Origin of the sequence: Erwinia aphidicola, assembly GCF_024169515.1 — a bacterium.
Taxonomy (GTDB): domain Bacteria; phylum Pseudomonadota; class Gammaproteobacteria; order Enterobacterales; family Enterobacteriaceae; genus Erwinia; species Erwinia aphidicola.
In genome coordinates this window covers 885,891-902,241 of the sequence record NZ_JAMKCQ010000001.1, presented here as the reverse complement: position 1 = coordinate 902,241, position 16,351 = coordinate 885,891, and the positions used below count along the sequence as shown (strand labels likewise).

17 protein-coding genes and 1 tRNA gene are annotated in these 16,351 nt (G+C 55.0%); 10 read left to right on the top strand and 8 right to left on the bottom strand.

Going from position 1 to position 16,351, the window contains the following annotated elements; translation table 11 throughout:
* The first annotated feature begins 50 nt into the window (after positions 1-50).
* On the top strand, positions 51-659 hold the full coding sequence (locus tag J2Y91_RS04095; protein ID WP_166643153.1) for a hypothetical protein: 609 nt from the start codon (positions 51-53) through the stop codon (positions 657-659).
* A gap of 40 nt (positions 660-699) precedes the next feature.
* On the opposite strand, the gene J2Y91_RS04090 is transcribed toward J2Y91_RS04095, so the two are convergent.
* Positions 700-1,434: a GntR family transcriptional regulator gene (locus J2Y91_RS04090; RefSeq protein ID WP_133622788.1), complete on the bottom strand. Its 735-nt coding sequence runs from the start codon at positions 1,432-1,434 to the stop codon at positions 700-702.
* 358 nt (positions 1,435-1,792) lie between these two features.
* Between J2Y91_RS04090 and J2Y91_RS04085 the strand changes: the two genes are divergently transcribed.
* Genes J2Y91_RS04085 through ulaA form a run of 3 tightly spaced genes read left to right on the top strand, consistent with a single transcriptional unit; the run spans position 1,793 to position 3,975 of the window.
* Positions 1,793-2,248 (top strand): PTS sugar transporter subunit IIA, encoded by a 456-nt coding sequence (locus J2Y91_RS04085; protein WP_133622789.1) that lies wholly within the window; start codon positions 1,793-1,795, stop codon positions 2,246-2,248.
* A 40-nt stretch (positions 2,249-2,288) separates the two neighbouring features.
* Positions 2,289-2,558: a PTS sugar transporter subunit IIB gene (locus J2Y91_RS04080; protein ID WP_048917272.1), complete on the top strand. Its 270-nt coding sequence runs from the start codon at positions 2,289-2,291 to the stop codon at positions 2,556-2,558.
* A gap of 43 nt (positions 2,559-2,601) precedes the next feature.
* Positions 2,602-3,975 carry a PTS ascorbate transporter subunit IIC gene (ulaA, locus tag J2Y91_RS04075; protein WP_133622790.1) on the top strand — a complete coding sequence of 458 codons (1,374 nt, stop codon included), beginning with the start codon at positions 2,602-2,604 and terminating at the stop codon, positions 3,973-3,975.
* A gap of 62 nt (positions 3,976-4,037) precedes the next feature.
* Here ulaA and J2Y91_RS04070 read toward each other — a convergent pair whose 3' ends face one another.
* From J2Y91_RS04070 to J2Y91_RS04060, 3 genes are all read right to left on the bottom strand, one after another.
* A complete protein-coding gene (locus tag J2Y91_RS04070; RefSeq protein ID WP_133622791.1) occupies positions 4,038-4,643 on the bottom strand; it encodes a TetR/AcrR family transcriptional regulator in 606 nt (201 codons plus the stop codon).
* A 106-nt stretch (positions 4,644-4,749) separates the two neighbouring features.
* On the bottom strand, positions 4,750-5,430 hold the full coding sequence (locus tag J2Y91_RS04065; RefSeq protein ID WP_048917265.1) for a type 1 glutamine amidotransferase domain-containing protein: 681 nt from the start codon (positions 5,428-5,430) through the stop codon (positions 4,750-4,752).
* Positions 5,431-5,664: 234 nt separating this feature from the next.
* Positions 5,665-5,740, bottom strand: a tRNA-Phe gene (locus tag J2Y91_RS04060).
* A gap of 554 nt (positions 5,741-6,294) precedes the next feature.
* On the opposite strand from J2Y91_RS04060, the gene J2Y91_RS04055 reads away from it, so the two are divergent.
* Positions 6,295-8,436 carry an ornithine decarboxylase gene (locus tag J2Y91_RS04055; RefSeq protein WP_253537398.1) on the top strand — a complete coding sequence of 714 codons (2,142 nt, stop codon included), beginning with the start codon at positions 6,295-6,297 and terminating at the stop codon, positions 8,434-8,436.
* A gap of 237 nt (positions 8,437-8,673) precedes the next feature.
* Here the strand turns inward: J2Y91_RS04055 and J2Y91_RS04050 are convergent, their stop codons facing one another.
* Complete coding sequence (locus tag J2Y91_RS04050) at positions 8,674-9,309, bottom strand: TetR/AcrR family transcriptional regulator (protein WP_048917263.1); 636 nt, start codon at positions 9,307-9,309, stop codon at positions 8,674-8,676.
* A gap of 286 nt (positions 9,310-9,595) precedes the next feature.
* Between J2Y91_RS04050 and J2Y91_RS04045 the strand changes: the two genes are divergently transcribed.
* Together J2Y91_RS04045 and J2Y91_RS04040 are read left to right on the top strand one after the other, a co-directional pair.
* Positions 9,596-10,816 carry a Tm-1-like ATP-binding domain-containing protein gene (locus J2Y91_RS04045; protein WP_048917260.1) on the top strand — a complete coding sequence of 407 codons (1,221 nt, stop codon included), beginning with the start codon at positions 9,596-9,598 and terminating at the stop codon, positions 10,814-10,816.
* A gap of 2 nt (positions 10,817-10,818) precedes the next feature.
* Positions 10,819-11,649, top strand: coding sequence for a phosphoenolpyruvate hydrolase family protein (locus J2Y91_RS04040; RefSeq protein WP_133622793.1), 831 nt, complete (start codon positions 10,819-10,821; stop codon positions 11,647-11,649).
* 45 nt (positions 11,650-11,694) lie between these two features.
* On the opposite strand, the gene mltC is transcribed toward J2Y91_RS04040, so the two are convergent.
* From mltC to mutY, 3 genes are read right to left on the bottom strand one after another with little or no spacing between them, the layout of a single operon-like run.
* On the bottom strand, positions 11,695-12,774 hold the full coding sequence (gene mltC, locus J2Y91_RS04035) for a membrane-bound lytic murein transglycosylase MltC (RefSeq protein WP_048917258.1): 1,080 nt from the start codon (positions 12,772-12,774) through the stop codon (positions 11,695-11,697).
* A gap of 52 nt (positions 12,775-12,826) precedes the next feature.
* Entirely contained in the window at positions 12,827-13,099 is a 273-nt protein-coding gene (locus tag J2Y91_RS04030) for an oxidative damage protection protein (protein WP_048917257.1), read from the bottom strand.
* Positions 13,099-14,187 (bottom strand): A/G-specific adenine glycosylase, encoded by a 1,089-nt coding sequence (gene mutY / locus J2Y91_RS04025; RefSeq protein WP_253539450.1) that lies wholly within the window; start codon positions 14,185-14,187, stop codon positions 13,099-13,101. The genes J2Y91_RS04030 and mutY overlap by 1 nt, the downstream gene beginning before the upstream one ends.
* A 240-nt stretch (positions 14,188-14,427) precedes the next feature.
* Between mutY and trmB the strand changes: the two genes are divergently transcribed.
* The 3 genes from trmB to J2Y91_RS04010 all read left to right on the top strand — a co-directional run bounded on the left by trmB (position 14,428) and on the right by J2Y91_RS04010 (position 16,300).
* Positions 14,428-15,147 carry a tRNA (guanosine(46)-N7)-methyltransferase TrmB gene (gene trmB / locus J2Y91_RS04020; protein ID WP_133622796.1) on the top strand — a complete coding sequence of 240 codons (720 nt, stop codon included), beginning with the start codon at positions 14,428-14,430 and terminating at the stop codon, positions 15,145-15,147.
* Complete coding sequence (locus J2Y91_RS04015; RefSeq protein WP_048917254.1) at positions 15,147-15,473, top strand: YggL family protein; 327 nt, start codon at positions 15,147-15,149, stop codon at positions 15,471-15,473. Before trmB ends, J2Y91_RS04015 begins: the two co-directional genes overlap by 1 nt.
* A gap of 113 nt (positions 15,474-15,586) precedes the next feature.
* Positions 15,587-16,300, top strand: a complete 714-nt coding sequence (locus J2Y91_RS04010; protein ID WP_253537396.1) for a YggN family protein — start codon at positions 15,587-15,589, stop codon at positions 16,298-16,300.
* Positions 16,301-16,351 lie beyond the last annotated feature (51 nt).

Sequence of the window (16,351 nt, the reverse complement as noted above, 5' to 3'; positions counted from 1 at the left end):
TATCAAGGATGATGTCTGTTATGCCTGTACTCATGAAAGAGGATAGTACAATGATTGTTTATCCAGTCTCTTACAGCCCATCCGCTGTAGCGCGGGCATTCAAAATCGTGCATTCCTTCGAGATTGCAGGCGTGGCTATGGCTGTTATTTATGATGCAGCGACGCCACGTGCGGCCATCATTAAGACTGAACCGGAAGAAATCGATGGCGTTAAGCGTAACCGCGCTATCGCTATCCTGGAGCTCGAACGTAAGAAGACAGTAGGTGATGTAGTGCTCTCTGTTGAACGGTTCTGGCAAGACGATGCTTTACAGGTCGAGAGCGTTTGCGTAGAGGGTACACAGCGCGAATTAGGGTTAGCCACTCTACTGTATGAAACGCTGGTTAATGAGTGTGGGGTGGTTCTTATGAGCAATCACATGCACTACCCAGGCGGGAAAGCATTGTGGAAAAAGATTGCGGAACAATCAAAGAGTCTCGCCATATTTGTTCTCGATACTGACCTCGGAGCATTTTTCCCGTATGACGGGCAGCACCTGATATATAATGGCGTATCAATACCAGAGGATGCGATCTGGTCATTACACCCCGATGAATCGCGCCGTGGCGTGATTCTTGTAGCAAAGAATAGAGAAAGATTAGCCGCATACGCCGCATAAAATTAAACCCGCCGCTGGCGGGTTTTTTTTCGCCGTTTGGTCACGGCCGCTGCGAGTTTTGCCGCAGCGGGAACAGGCGGGTATTGATAATGGCAATATTCACTTCGCACGGCTGACCATCATCAAGAAACACGGTTTCGTTGATTTCAATCACCGCATCGTTTTGCGCCAGGTTAAGCAGGGCCAGCACGTCAGGATCGGTGAGATTGAGCGCCGTTAAGTTTTGATCCCTGCGCTGTATTTTTTTACCGGTTATCTGCTCAAGGTAAGAGTATTTGGATATTTCCAGCTTGCTGAACTCCATGCTGCTAAACAGGCTGACCGGCAGGTGAATGTGTTCCAGCGCCACGGGAATATCATCGAAGCACATCAGGCGTAATATTTTATAGACCTGGTCGCTGTTCTTAATGCGTAACGCCTGCGCTATTTCCGCCGAGGGCACGCGCATAATACTGACCGAGACAATTTTTCTCACCCCTTTGTGGCCGTGCTTTTGCGCCTGATAATCAAAAGGGGAGAGGGCATGAAACCTTCCGGCGTTATTGCTGATGCCAATAGAGCCAACAAACAGCCCGGATCCTTTCACCCGGTATATTCGCTGCTGCTCAATCAGGATCCGCGTCGCTTCGCGCACGGTTGCGCGCGTAATGCCAATATTTTTGGCGATGGCAATTTCCGTATCGAGCTTATCTCCGGGCAGCAGTTTGTCAGCTTTAATTTTTGTCAGGATATAATCGACAACTTCTTTCTGTTTTTCTGTAATGCCATCGATCATTTCAATTCATCCCGCTCAGAGTGAGGGCCGACTCGCCTGAGTCGTGCCTGCACAGGTGTGCTCTTTATTATTGCTGTATGCCACTTCAGTGACATCGAGTTGTGATCAAGTTAACGAATTTACATTCAAGCTCAACATGTCCAGCACTATTTTAACTTTACATATTGTATCTGTACACCTCCGGGTTCATCATCAAGATGACTATACATCTTAAACCTGTCTAGACTTGATCATAGAGTACTAAATTCAAGCGACAGGGGCAGCAGCTCTCAATGATGTGACAGATAACGCTATCAGCTTCATTCACAGATCCCGAAGCTGACTGTACATCACTGCGAGCTTTCCCAGGAGAAAAGCGATGTCGCAGCTGGCACAGTGGTTGAATAACGAAAAAATTCAGTATGTTGATAACGTGGCGGACTGGAAAGAAGCGCTGCAAATTGCCGCGCGTCCTCTGCTTAATGAAGGGGCAATCGCACAGAGCTATATTGATGCCATTATTCGGCAGAAAGAGGAGATTGGGCCTTATTTTGTCATCGCCCCACATATTGCCATGCCCCATGCGCGCCCGGAAGAGGGGGCCAGTCAGCTGGGGTTATCTATCGTCAAGCTGGGGCAGGCGGTGAAGTTTGATTCGGAAGAGAATGACCCGGTCGACGCTATTTTTATGTTTTCTGCCCCGGACAGTCATAGCCATATTGAAATGATCTCGCAGCTGGCGGAGGTCCTTTCTGACGAAGAGATAATGGACAAAGTTTTTAATGCGCGCAGTCAGGAAGCGCTTAAAAAGATTCTGTTAGCAGACAATGCTTAACTGACAGTGTGATTATCAACAACAGGTGATGAGGTCTGAGATGAAAATTATGGCGGTGTGTGGTTCAGGTTTAGGCAGCAGCTTCATGATGGAAATGAATATCAAGAAAGTGCTGAAGAAACTCGAAATCGAAGCGGATGTTGACCATTCCGATCTCGGGTCTGTGACCCCTGATGTGGCAGATGTCTTCGTCATGGCGAAGGATATTGCTTATAGCGCCAACCTTCCGGAGGGAAAAGTTATCATTATTAATAATATTATCGACCTGAAAGAAGTCGAAAATAAAATACGCGAGTATTTTGATAAATAAAAAATTTGTCACTTTAGATGAACACCTTACCCTAGAGGTTACTATGTTTACTCAAAACCTTTTGCAATTTGTCGTCGACGTGCTGAAGGTGCCATCCATTCTGGTGGGGCTGGTGGCGCTATTCGGGCTGGTGGCACAGAGAAAGCCTTTCCCCGAGGTGATTAAAGGGACGGTGAAAACCATCCTCGGCTTTCTGGTGCTGGCTGGCGGGGCAACGGTACTGGTCGGCTCGCTGACGCCGCTGGGTGACATTTTCAAACACGCTTTTGATGTGCAGGGGATCATCCCCAACAATGAGGCGATGGTATCCATTGCACTGGCGAAGTATGGCGCACCGACCACGCTGATTATGGCTTTCGGTATGGTGGCTAACATTGTCGTTGCCCGTTTTACCCGACTGAAATATATCTATCTGTCAGGCCACGTCACTTTTTATATGGCCTGTATGGTGGCCATTATTTTGTCGGTGGCCGGTTTTGAAGGGGTGCAGTTGATTTACACCGGCTCCCTGGCTCTGGGCATGCTGATGGCATTTTTCCCGGCGCTGGCCCAGCCCTATATGCGTAAAATCATCGGTGGCGATCATGTAGCCCTGGCGCACACCGGAACGATTGGCTATGTGTTATCGGGCTGGATTGGTTCGGTAGTGGGGAAAGGTTCGAAATCCACAGAAGAGATGAACATGCCAAAAAACCTGAGTTTTTTGCGCGACAGCACCATCTCCATCTCCCTGACCATGATGATCATTTACCTGATCCTGTCTGTTTCCGCAGGTAAAGAGTATGTCGAGAGCCACTTCAGCAACGGTCAAAACTACCTGGTCTACTCCTTTATTCAGGCGATCACCTTTGCTGCTGGGGTGTTTATCATTCTGCAGGGCGTGCGCTTAATCCTTGCGGAGATTGTCCCGGCCTTTACCGGCTTCTCTGAGAAGCTGGTGCCCAACGCACGGCCTGCGCTGGACTGCCCGATCGTCTTCCCTTATGCCCCTAACGCAGTGCTGGTGGGCTTTATTTCCAGCTTTGTAGGCGGCCTGGTGGGGTTGTTTATCCTCGGCCAGCTGCACTGGGTATTGATCCTGCCGGGGGTGGTACCTCACTTCTTCTGCGGCGCTACGGCTGGGGTATTTGGTAATGCGACCGGCGGCAAGCGCGGTGCGATTTGCGGCGCGTTTGCCCACGGCATTTTGATCACCTTCCTGCCTGTGGCCCTGCTGCCGGTGCTCGGTGCGATTGGGCTGACCAATACCACCTTCTCGGATACCGATTTTGGCGTGGTGGGTATTCTTCTCGGCAATATGGCGCGCTTTATGGATAAAGGCACCATCACCATGATCATTACCGGTATTTTTGCGCTGCTGGTGGTGTACAACTTTGCGGCGAAGAAGAAGGTGATAGTGGAAGAGAGTCCAGAGTAATACCTTTGTGGATCACATCCAGAGAGGAGACGCTCTCTGGATTGATCAGGTACTCTTTGCCGCTATGGGGTAACGCGAATCACTTTCTGCGTCAGGCTCATGGCGGAATCAAACGGGCTGGTATTGCGCACGATCTTGACCATCACGCTGGCACCCAGCCAGAGCTGGTAAAGGCTTTCAGCGACGTTAGCGGCAGTATCATCAATCACCAGTGAGCCTTCGGCCACGCCCTTCTCCAGCGCATCTGCCAGGCGCGAAATAATTCCAGACGTACCAGACCGAAGGGTTGCACGCATATTATCTGAGAGATCGGCCACTTCGGCACCGAGCTTGACGGCAAGGCACCTACCCTGGCAATCGGAGAATGACTGTGTTTCTTGCCACAGTCGCCAGTAATTCATCAGCCGCTGCGCCATCGTCAGACCGGGCTGGCTGAGCGTGCTGTCGAGCTCTGCCAGATAATCCGCAAAATAGTGCGCCAGCATATCAACGCCGAAGGCTTCTTTCGAACTGAAATAGTGATAGAACGAGCCTTTAGGGACACCCGCATCTTTGAGTATTTCATTCAATCCAACGGCAGAAAATCCCTTACCGGCCATGATGCGCTGGCCTGTAGCAAGAATGTGGTCGCGGATTTCATTGCCATGGAATTGAGTTGCAGTTGTCATAGGGTCACGTTATCAAAAGCCAGGTCGGTTGTCTGTTCGCGGGAGAGTAGAACCCTATTTTCACAAAAACGGCTCTACTCGTCCACGCCACAATATCAGCCTGCTGCTATTCAGCCAGCTGTTTAAGCAGCTGTTCTGCCGTCGCTGCAGACGACGTTGGGTTTTGTCCGGTGATCAGCAGGCCATCACTGACCACATAGGAACTCCAGTCCGGGCCTTTGGAGTAGATCCCGCCTTTGGCAATCAGCTCGTCTTCCACCAGGAATGGCACCACCTCAGTCAGGCCGACCGCTTCTTCTTCACTGTTGGTGAAGCCGGTCACCTTTCTGCCTGCCACCAGCGGTTTTCCTTCAGGCGTTGTGACGTGGCGCAGCACGCCCGGCGCGTGGCAAACCAGGGCGACGTGTTTGTTAGCCGCCAGGAAGTTCTCGATAAGCCTGATGGAGTTTTCATCCTCGGCCAGATCCCATAGTGGACCGTGGCCGCCTGGATAGAATACTGCGTCGTAGTCAGCCGCTGAAATGCTGTCCAGGCGAACTGTCGCGGCGAGCTGGGCGGTTGCTGCCGCATCGGCCTCAAAGCGGTGAGTATGCTCAGTCTGGAAGTCAGGCTCATTACTTTTTGGATCTAACGGCGGGTTGCCGCCTTTTGGCGAGGCCAGGGTGATCTGCGCGCCGGCATCTTTAAATGCGTAGTAGGGCGCAGCCAGCTCTTCCAGCCAGAAACCGGTTTTGCGTCCGGTATTGCCCAGCCGATCGTGTGAGGTTAACACCATAAGAATCTTCATCATCAATCTCCTGCCGTTAAGTTTAGCGTTTAAATTAGACCAGTCGTCTATGGCGCGGTGAGATTCGTGCCTGCGGTGTGGCTGAAGTAAAGTTAACACCAATTAGACCAGTCGTCTAGTTGCGATGGATAAAAACTTTCAGCGTGAGTTTGCAGAAGGAGATGTGCCGTGATGATTCCGCTGTGAGATACCGCAGAAAGCAAAAAACCCGCCATAGGCGGGTTCTTCTGAATGTGGTGCCCGAACCCGGAATCGAACCAGGGACACGGGGATTTTCAATCCCCTGCTCTACCGACTGAGCTATTCGGGCAACGGGGCGCATTAAACCGTATGCCATCGATCCCGTCAACGGCTTTATTGAAGAACAGCGACTGATTGCACTCTTTTCCATCAATACTGTTCTGAAAGACCAACTTATCGTCACTTTTTCGGGCAAATCTATAGCATTGAGGCGCTGAACTCCCTGCCGCGCAGGCTGTTTTGCCGGTTGAACCAGCAATTAAAAAATGCCATTATTGCGAAAATTCTGACGTGTTCATCATCCCCGTATCGAGGTCGCCGCCATGAGAGGTTCACTGCTGCCAGCCAGCATCTGTAACCGACATCTGCTGATGCCGGGCGCCCGCCGATCTTCCTGCTGTAATACCCTGTTGATAAATTCTTTCACCGTGCGGTGAGGTTTTCTTACGCTTAACTTTTGGCCATGCGTAAAAACAGACGCGATCTGATTTTACTGATGTCTATCGGTCTGAGCGGCACTTCATCGCTGACAGCCTGTGACTCTTTCGCCAGCAAGGCGTTTTTGCGCCTTGCTATGCTGTGCCTCTGGCACCCACTCATCCTTGACCGCCTGGGATTTGTGCTATGACACCTTTGAAAATTGCAGCCAGTACCACCGTCGCTATTCACCTCCAGACCGGGCGCGAAGTCGTGACGCTGGATAACACCGACTTTACCGATGTGGCAGCGGTGGTGCTCTCCGTTTCTGATTCGCGCTCCGGCGTGCTGGCGCTGCTGCGTCATACCGGTTTTAACCTGCCGGTATTTATCGCGCTGGATGATGCTTCGCAGGCGGAAGATCTGCCGGCGGTGGACGGCGTGCTGAGCGGAGAGGCGGAAGATGCTGCGCTGCTGGAAGCCGCCGCCGCGCAGTACCAGGCGCAGCTGCTGCCGCCGTTCTTCCAGACGCTGACCAAATACGTGGCGATGGATAACACCACCTTTGCCTGCCCCGGCCATCAGGGCGGTGAGTTCTTCAAAAAGCATCCGGCAGGACGGCAGTTCTTCGACTTCTTTGGCGAGAACGTGTTTCGCGCTGATATGTGCAATGCGGACGTCAAGCTGGGCGATTTGCTGATCCACGAAGGCTCGGCCAAGCATGCGCAGAAGTTTGCCGCGAAGGTGTTCAACGCCGATAAAACCTACTTCGTGCTTAACGGCACCTCCAGCGCCAATAAAGTGGTGACCAATGCGCTGCTGACGCGTGGCGATCTGGTGCTGTTCGACCGCAATAATCATAAATCCAACCATCACGGAGCGCTGATCCAGGCCGGGGCGACGCCGGTTTATCTGGAAACCGCGCGCAACCCGTTTGGCTTTATCGGCGGCATTGACGCGCACTGTTTTGATGAAGCGTACGTGCGCAAACAGATCCAGCAGGTTGCGCCGCATCGCGCCAGCGACGAGCGCCCGTTCCGCCTGGCGGTGATCCAGCTTGGCACCTATGACGGTACGGTATACAACGCGCGTAAGGTGATCGACAGCATCGGCCACCTGTGTGACTACATCCTGTTTGACTCGGCGTGGGTCGGCTACGAGCAGTTTATTCCGGTGATGCAGGCCTGCTCGCCGCTGCTGCTGGATCTCAAACCCTCAGACCCTGGCATTTTCGTTACTCAGTCGGTGCATAAGCAGCAGGCGGGCTTCTCGCAGACCTCGCAAATCCATAAAAAAGATAACCACCTGCGCGGCCAGCAGCGTTTTTGCAGCCACAAGCGGCTGAACAATGCCTTTATGCTGCACGCCTCTACCAGCCCGTTCTATCCGCTGTTTGCCGCGCTGGATATCAACGCGAAAATGCATCAGGGCGAGGCCGGACGCCGCCTGTGGCACGAGTGCGTGGTGCTGGGGATTGATGCGCGTAAGGCGATCCTCGCGCGCTGTGAGATGATCCAACCATTTATTCCCGACGAGGTTGACGGTAAATCCTGGCAGGATGCGCCAACGCATGCGATCGCCGCCGATCCGCGCTACTTCAGCTTTGCGCCAGGCGCAGCGTGGCACGGCTTTGCCGGTTATGAGAAGGATCAGTATCTGGTCGACCCATGCAAGCTGCTGCTGACCACGCCGGGCATTGATGCCGCCAGCGGCAAATATGCCTCGTTCGGCATTCCAGCCACCATCCTCGCCAACTACCTGCGTGAGAATGGCGTGGTGCCGGAGAAGTGCGATCTTAACTCGATCCTGTTCCTGCTGACCCCGGCGGAGAGCGTAGAGAAGATGGCGAAGCTGGTGGCGAAGCTGGCGCAGTTCGAGCAGCACATCAAAGAAGATGCCCTGCTGCGCGACGTGCTGCCGACCATTTACCGCAAAAATGCGGCCCGCTATGCGGGCTATACGCTGAAGCGCCTGTGTCAGGAGATGCACGATCTGTACGTCAGCCACGACGTGAAGGATCTGCAAAAGGCGATGTTCCGCCAGCAGAGCCTGCCAAAAGTGGCGATGAACCCGCAGGATGCCAATATCGAATTTATTCGCGGGAACGTGGAGCTGGTGCCGATCGCTGAGGCAGAAGGACGCATCGCGGCGGAAGGCGCGCTGCCTTATCCTCCGGGCGTGCTGTGCGTGGTGCCGGGCGAAGTGTGGGGCGGGGCGGTTCAGCGCTATTTCCTGGCGCTGGAAGAGGGGCTGAACCTGCTGCCGGGCTTCTCACCGGAGTTGCAGGGCGTGTATGTCGAAGCGGGTGAAGACGGCGTGAAGCGCCTGCAGGGGTATGTGCTGGCGTGAAAAACTGGGTCGGGCATGCCCGACCACTACGGTGACTCAGCGCAGGGGCGAGGCATGCCTGACCATTAAGGTGGTTCAGCGCAGGGGCGAGGCATGCCTGACCATTAAGGTGGTTCAGCGCAGGGGCGAGGCATGCCCGACCATTAAGGTGGTTCAGCGCAGGGGCGAGGCATGCCCGACCATTAAGGTGGTTCAGCGCAGGGGCGAGGCATGCCTCGCCCGGTACTAACCCACGCTTTATTGCAGTTCAAGAGCATCTTCCCGCGCCTGGCGCACGATAGCTTTGGCAATCCACTTGCCGATATCCTGTAGCTCATCGTTGTCACAGCCCCAGATATCCTTCATCACCAGAAAAATCTCTGAGCCGTAAACCAGCGACAGCGACTGCAGCACGCGCTCCATTAGCGCGGGCGGCAGCTCTTTACTCAGCGGCGCGGCGACCTGGGTCAGCATCGCTTTACGATTGCCGCGCACCAGCTTCTCTTTTGGCGGCACCGCATCGGTCGACTGCGACTGCGCCCACTGGGTTAGTGACAGGTGCAGCGCAGCCCTCAGCGTACCTTCATGCTTCAGCATGCGCGGAAAGGCAAAGCTCAGAAGCTCATCAATGCGCTCGCTGGCATCCTTTTTGGTCGGCTGCCAGTGTTTAATCGGGCTAAGCGTCTCCGTGACGATAGCTGAGACCAGCGCGCTTTGCGTGGGGAAGTAGCGATAAGCCGTGGCGCGCGACAGCTGCGCTTCCTGGGCTACTTCAGTGATAGAGGGAAAGGCCCCGCTATCAAACAATTTCATCGCTGTATCAATCAGTAAGCGGCGTGTTCTTGCGCGTGTTGATGTTAACCCTAACACCCCAGCGGAATCCCTTTGCTCCACGATAACCTCATTTTTCCAGTTCAAACGATCTCATCTTCGGGTCGGCAGACAGCTATATGTGTCACCGGCGTTGACTGCCCGGGAACGGTTATGGCTGTTTCCCGGTACTATAAGCGTAGTCAAAATCACCACGAGACTCATATTTCATTCAATTGATTTATCAATCTTCAAGGTGCTACTGTTAGCGTCACTTAGTGTGGTTTCTTTGTACCTTATGGTTATTTACGTTTTTATCTCAAGTTAATCAACTCTTTATTAATCTAAATAACAGGTTTTTTTAACGCCAATGAATAATGATACTGGATCCATCTACGCTGTTGCGACAGCGGATACTAAAGGAAGGGAACTGTTTTACGTCAGCGGGCTGATTGCTCAGGCTGGAGTAAAAGTCGTTACAGTTGACCTGTCAACTCAACAACTTAGCACACCTTTTACCGGTGATATTTCTGCCGAAACCGTGGCGGATTTCCACCCTGAAGGGCGCGGTGCGGTGTTCTGTGGCGACAGGGGGAAGGCGATAGTGGCGATGGCCAGGGCTTTTGAGATTTTCCTTAGCCAGCGCGATGATGTAGCCGGGGTGATCGGCTTAGGCGGTTCGGGCGGTACGGCCTTGATCACGCCCGCAATGCAGGCGCTGCCGGTGGGCATCCCGAAGCTGATGGTCTCCACCATGGCGTCCGGTGACGTTTCCGGCTATATCGGCGCCAGCGATATCGCCATGCTCTACTCGGTGACGGATGTTGCCGGGCTGAACCGCATTTCGCGCCGGGTGCTGGGCAATGCCGCGCATCAGATTGCCGGGGCGGTAATGTTTTCCGTGCCGCCGGACAGCAGCGATAAGCCGGCTATCGGCCTGACGATGTTTGGCGTTACCACGCCGTGCGTTGAGGCCGTCAGCAGCGGGCTGGAGGCCGACTATGACTGTCTGGTATTCCACGCCACCGGCAGCGGCGGCAAAGCCATGGAGAAGCTGGCAGACAGCCATATGCTCTGCGGGATGCTGGATCTGACCACCACCGAGGTGTGCGATCTGTTGTTTGAGGGCGTACTGGCCTGCGGTGAAGATCGTTTTGATGCGCTGGCGCGCAGCGAAGTACCCTGCGTCATCTCCTGCGGGGCACTGGATATGGTCAACTTCGGCCATCCTTCCACTATTCCGGCAAAGTACGCGGCTCGCCAGTTCTATCACCACAATCCGCAGGTGACGCTGATGCGCACCACGGTGGAAGAGAATGTGGCGATGGCACGCTGGATCGCGGAAAAGCTCAACCGCTGCGCGGGTGAGATCCGCTTTTTGATCCCGGAAGGTGGCTTCTCGGCGCTGGATGCAGAAGGCCAGCCGTTCTGGTCACCGGAAGCGGATCGGGCCTTTATCCGCACGCTGGAAGCTGAGCTAAAGCAAACCACGCTGCGACAAATAATCAGACTGCCGTGGAATATTAATCATCCACAATTTGCCGCTGCGGCGGTGGCTCAATTTCGCCAACTGGCACCCAGAGGAAAATAACTATGCCTGCTTTTAATCGTCAGCAGCTGCTGACTAAGTTCAGACAGATGATTGCCCGCCGCGAGCCGATCATCGGCGGCGGCGCGGGGACCGGGCTGTCGGCCAAGTGCGAAGAGGCTGGCGGTATCGATCTGATCGTCATTTACAACTCCGGCCGCTACCGCATGGCCGGGCGGGGTTCACTGGCCGGGCTGCTGGCCTACGGCAATGCCAACGAGATCGTCGTTGATATGGCGAAAGAGGTCTTGCCGGTAGTGAAACAGACGCCGGTGCTGGCTGGCGTCAACGGCACCGATCCGTTCTGCAATTTCGATAAGTTTCTCGACGACCTCAAGGCGCTGGGTTTTTCCGGCGTGCAGAACTTCCCGACGGTGGGCCTGATTGACGGCAATTTCCGCGCCAATCTGGAAGAGACCGGCATGGGTTACGGGCTGGAAGTGGAGATGATCCGTCTGGCGAATCAGAAAGAGATGCTGACCACCCCCTACGTGTTTAGCGCCGCAGACGCGGTGGCCATGACCGAAGCGGGGGCGGATATCATCGTGCCGCATATGGGCCTGACCACCGGCGGAAACATCGGTGCAGAAACTGCGCTGCAGCTCAGGGACTGTGTGCCGCTGGTCAACGAGTGGGCCGCCGCGGCCAAAGCGGTGCGCGAAGATGTAATTGTGCTGTGCCACGGCGGACCCATCTCTAGCCCGCAAGATGCGCAGTACATCCTCGAAAACTGCCCGCAGTGCGACGGCTTCTACGGCGCCAGCTCGATGGAACGCCTGCCAACCGAAGTGGCGCTGACCGACACCACCAAAAAATTCAAAAACATCAGTCGCTAAATAGCAGCCAAAAACAAGGCCGGGCATGCCCGGCCTCTGCGGCTGTCAGTAGCGGTGATAGCCTTTCTGCGCGTTGGTCACTTTCACCAGGTAGCGGCGTGATTCCGCTGACGGGTGGTTGGTGGTCAGCTGCTGATAGACTTGCGCCGGTGACATATCGTTAATGTTGCTGAAGGCGCGATTTTTATCGCTGGAGAACACCCGCAGCACGCTGCCCGCTCCGCCGTTGTAGGCGGTGATCACCGCATAGCGGCGCGAGGTGCTGTTGCTGATGCCGGACAGATAGCTACCCTGCAGTATCGACAGGTACGCGGTACCAGCATCGATATTGTTTTCCGGGTCCAGCAGATAGCTGCGGCTTGGCTTGCCCCATTTCCCCTTCATACGGAAAACGTCGACCCCGGCGGTGTGCTGCACGACCTGCATCAGGCCCAGCGCATCCGCATGGCTGACCGCATAGGGGTTGAAGCTCGATTCAATCTGCATAATTGCCAGGATCAGCGACTGATCGACCCCGTATTTCTCGGCGGCTTTACGCACCATCGGCAGGTATTTGTGCGCACGCTTGTCGAGGTGGTTTGGCACCATCGGAATGGTGACGGACCAGATCACATGCAGGCCAGAGTTACGCTTTTGCAGCTTATTCTGGATCAGATAATCAGCAAAGCTGGCGGCGCGCCCCTGCCAGCGGATCGGCTGGCCGGTGTTATCCAGCACCTGGCCGTACAGCAGCGGCTCTTTACTGATCTGAATATCGTTGACGTCGGAGTACAGATCGACATTACCCGGATCTTCGCCGATCAGCAGGGTCGTGATAATCGCCTGGCGCAGGCTGGCCATAGGATCCGTTCCGGCGATGGTTTCGATGGTGATGCTACCGGCGTCGAAGTTGATATGGCTACGGGTATAATATTGATCGCTGTACTTCACGTAGTCTTTTGGACCGGCGATCAGTACTTCGTTAATGCCCCAGATATTCTCAATGTTGTGGGCAAACTGACCCATCAGGATATCAAAGCCGTTGGTGTCTTTAACCCACTCTTCATGATAGTTATTCTGTTTCTTGCCGGAGCAGGAGATCAGTAATGGTGCAATAACCAGCAGACTTATCAGTTTCTTGTTCATCGTTTAATGCTTCGCCCACAATTGAGAGGGCCTCATCTGTGAGGCCCAACGCTTATTCTTCTGGCGGGGTATAACCTTCGATATGGACTTCGTGGCCTTCAAACAGGAACTTAATCATCTCCTGCTCCAGCAGCTTACGGTCATCTGGGTTCATCATGCTGAGTTTCTTTTCGTTGATCAGCATAGTCTGTTTTGCCATCCACTTTGACCAGGCTTCTTTAGAAATCTCGTTGTAGATGCGCTTACCCACATCGCCCGGATACAGCTGAAAGTCCTGCCCTTCGGCGTCACGTTGCAGGAACGTGCAAAAAATAGTTCGGCTCATTACTCTTCCTCTTCTTCTGTCGCGCGAGCGCTCAGCGCCATTTGCTGCGGCTGACGCAGCTGCTGTAGCAGACGTTCCACCGGCGCGGCCAGCCCTACGGCGGGCGGCTGCGCTAAGTTATACCAGAGACCCGGCCCGGCATCCATTGCCACACGGGCCGAAGGCAGATCCAGCCACATAGGCACAATATCCAGATGGAAATGGCTGAAGGTGTGGCGGAAGGCAGTCATCTGCTGCAGCCGCTGGTCATCCACCCCGTTGTTGCGTAGCGCCTGGCGCAGCTCCTCTTCAGTGCTGAACTGCGGGAAGCAGAACAGCCCGCCCCACAGCCCCACCGGCGGGCGCTGCTCCAGCCAGACATCCTGCCCCTGCTGCATCAGCAGCAGCCAGCCGGTGCGCTGTGGGATAGTCTGCTTCGGCTTTTTGCCAGGGTACTGTGCCCAGCTGCTGTTAGCATAGGCAATGCAGCCGAGGTTCAGCGGGCAGATCTCGCACTTGGGTTTGGAGCGTGTGCAAACCATTGCGCCCAGATCCATCATCGCCTGATTGAACTGGCTGACCCCTTCGGCAGGGGTGACGTCTTCGCTGATCTGCCACAGGCGTTTCTCCACCTCTTTTTTCCCCGGCCAGCCGTCCACCGCATAGCAGCGCGCCAGCACGCGCTTCACGTTGCCGTCAAGAATAGGGAAATGCTTACCGAGCGCCAGAGAGAGGATAGCCCCGGCGGTAGAGCGCCCGACGCCGGGCAGGTCAGCGACCTCTTCGAAGGTTTGCGGGAAGAGACCGCCATGCTTCTCGGCCACCCTTTGCGCCGCTTTATGCAGGTTGCGCGCGCGGGCGTAATAGCCGAGGCCGGTCCACAGATGCAGTACTTCATCCAGCGGCGCGGCGGCGAGGTCGGTAACGGTCGGGAAGCGTGACATAAAGCGTTCAAAATAGGGGATGACGGTGGCGACCTGCGTCTGTTGCAGCATCACCTCGGACAGCCAGACTTTGTAGGGCGTTTTTTCCAGCTGCCACGGCAGGGTTTTCCGCCCGAAGCGCTGATACCACGCCAGTACCTGCTGAGAAAATTGTGCTGCCTGCATCATCGAAACCGCCGCCCTGTCGTTGCTAAAAATCAGGCAGGGATTCCAGCACAGACAGTAAGGAGTGTAAACCGGATAATCACGGTAATTTGTTATCGCATTGCTGGCCGGATGCAGCCAGCGATGCCTGCGGCGTCTATACTGCTAGCCGGGTAAGCTGACAAGCAGGGCGGTCTTTATGTTTTGCCTTCCTGAAGGCATAATGCCCGCTTTCCAAAGTGCACAGCCGCAGGCAGAATCATGAAAAACGATGTTATCTCACCGGAATTTGACGAAAACGGCCGCGCTATGCGCCGGATCCGCAGCTTTGTGCGCCGCCAGGGCCGTCTGACTAAAGGCCAGCAGCAGGCGCTGGATCAGCTGTGGCCGGTGATGGGCGTTGAGTATCAGCCGGAACCGGTCGATTTAACCACGCTGTTTGGCCGTGATGCGCCGGTGGTATTAGAGATTGGTTTTGGCATGGGCGCTTCGCTGGTGTCAATGGCGGCCAGCAATCCGCAGCAGAACTTCCTCGGCATTGAAGTGCACTCGCCTGGCGTAGGGGCTTGCCTGGCTACGGCGCAGGAAGCGGGCGTCGATAACCTGCGCGTGATGTGCCATGACGCGGTGGAAGTGCTGAACACCATGATCCCGGATAATTCGCTGCGTATGGTGCAGCTGTTCTTCCCCGATCCTTGGCATAAAGCGCGCCACAATAAGCGCCGCATCGTACAGGTGCCGTTTGCCGAACTGGTGATGCGCAAGCTGAAGCTGGGCGGCGTGTTCCATATGGCAACCGACTGGGAAGCCTATGCCGAACATATGCTCGAAGTGATGAGCAGCATCGACGGTTACAAAAACCAGTCTGAAACGGCTAACTGGGTGCCACGCCCGGAATCACGACCGTTAACTAAATTTGAGCAGCGCGGCCAGCGTCTTGGCCACGGTGTTTGGGATCTGATGTTTGAGAGGGTTAAATAATGGCTACACAACGCAGTCGTCGTCTTCGTAAGAAAATGCACATTGATGAGTTTCAGGAGTTAGGTTTTTCCGTGGGCTTCACTTTCCCGGAAGGCAGTAGCGAAGAGACCATCGACAGTACGGTTGATGCCCTGATCAATGAAGTGATCGACCCTAACGGCCTGGCGTTTGACGGCAGCGGCTACCTGCAGTGGGAAGGCCTGATCTGCCTGCAGAAAATCGGTAAATGCACCGATGAGCACCGCGAACTGGTGAAGAACTGGCTGGAAGCGCGTAAGTTAAACGATGTTAAAGTGACCGAACTTTTCGACGTCTGGTGGGACTAACTTGTCAGGGCTGACCTAAAAAGAGGGTCAGCCCCTTCGAGAGAAAGCACATCACCCATTGTAAGGGCCGATCTTTTTTCGATCGGCCCTTTCTCAATCAAGGAGCGAAATTTATGCGCAAAGCGCTTTTCAGCGGGGCATTACTGCTGCTGGCCGCCGGTCAGGCACAGGCAGATTATCAGTGCAGCGTGAATCCTCAGGACGACATCATCATCAGCCCGAACCAGGTTGAGGTGGTGGGTGCCAGCGGTAAACTGGCAATCTCTCCGGTAGGCGATGTGCAGCGCAACGGCAAAGTGGTCGATGTTGACGCCGCCACGCGCCAGAAAGCCATTGATTACCAAAGCGCACTGCGCCGCGACCTGCCATGGATCGATAGTGGTGCCCAGCAGCGCCTGGAGAAAGGCCGCGTGGCGCTGGACCGGGTGGTGGTGCAGAAGCTGGGTGAAAACAGCAAGGTGCGTCAGCGCCTGACGACGCTGGACGGCCAGCTCAAGCAGCAGATGAACCGCATTATTGAGCACCGCAGCGACGGCTTGACCTTCCACCATCAGGCGGTCAATCAGGTACGTCAGGACGGTGAACAGCTGGTGCAGAACGCGCTGGGTGGCGTGGTGCAGGACAGCCTGAACGAGATGGGCAGCAAGCAGACCAGCGGCGATAATCCGCTGCAGGCGATTATGGGCAACCTTGGTGGCTTACAGCAGGCAATTCAGGCCGAGTGGAGCAATCAGGAGCAGGATTTCCAGAACTTTGGTCATGAGGTGTGTAATCGCGTGACCGCGCTGGAAGGGCAACGCAAGGCGCTGATTGCCGGTCTGAAATAAGCGTGATTTTGTAGGGGTCAGGCATGCCTGACCCGTACGTAAATTGAGCAT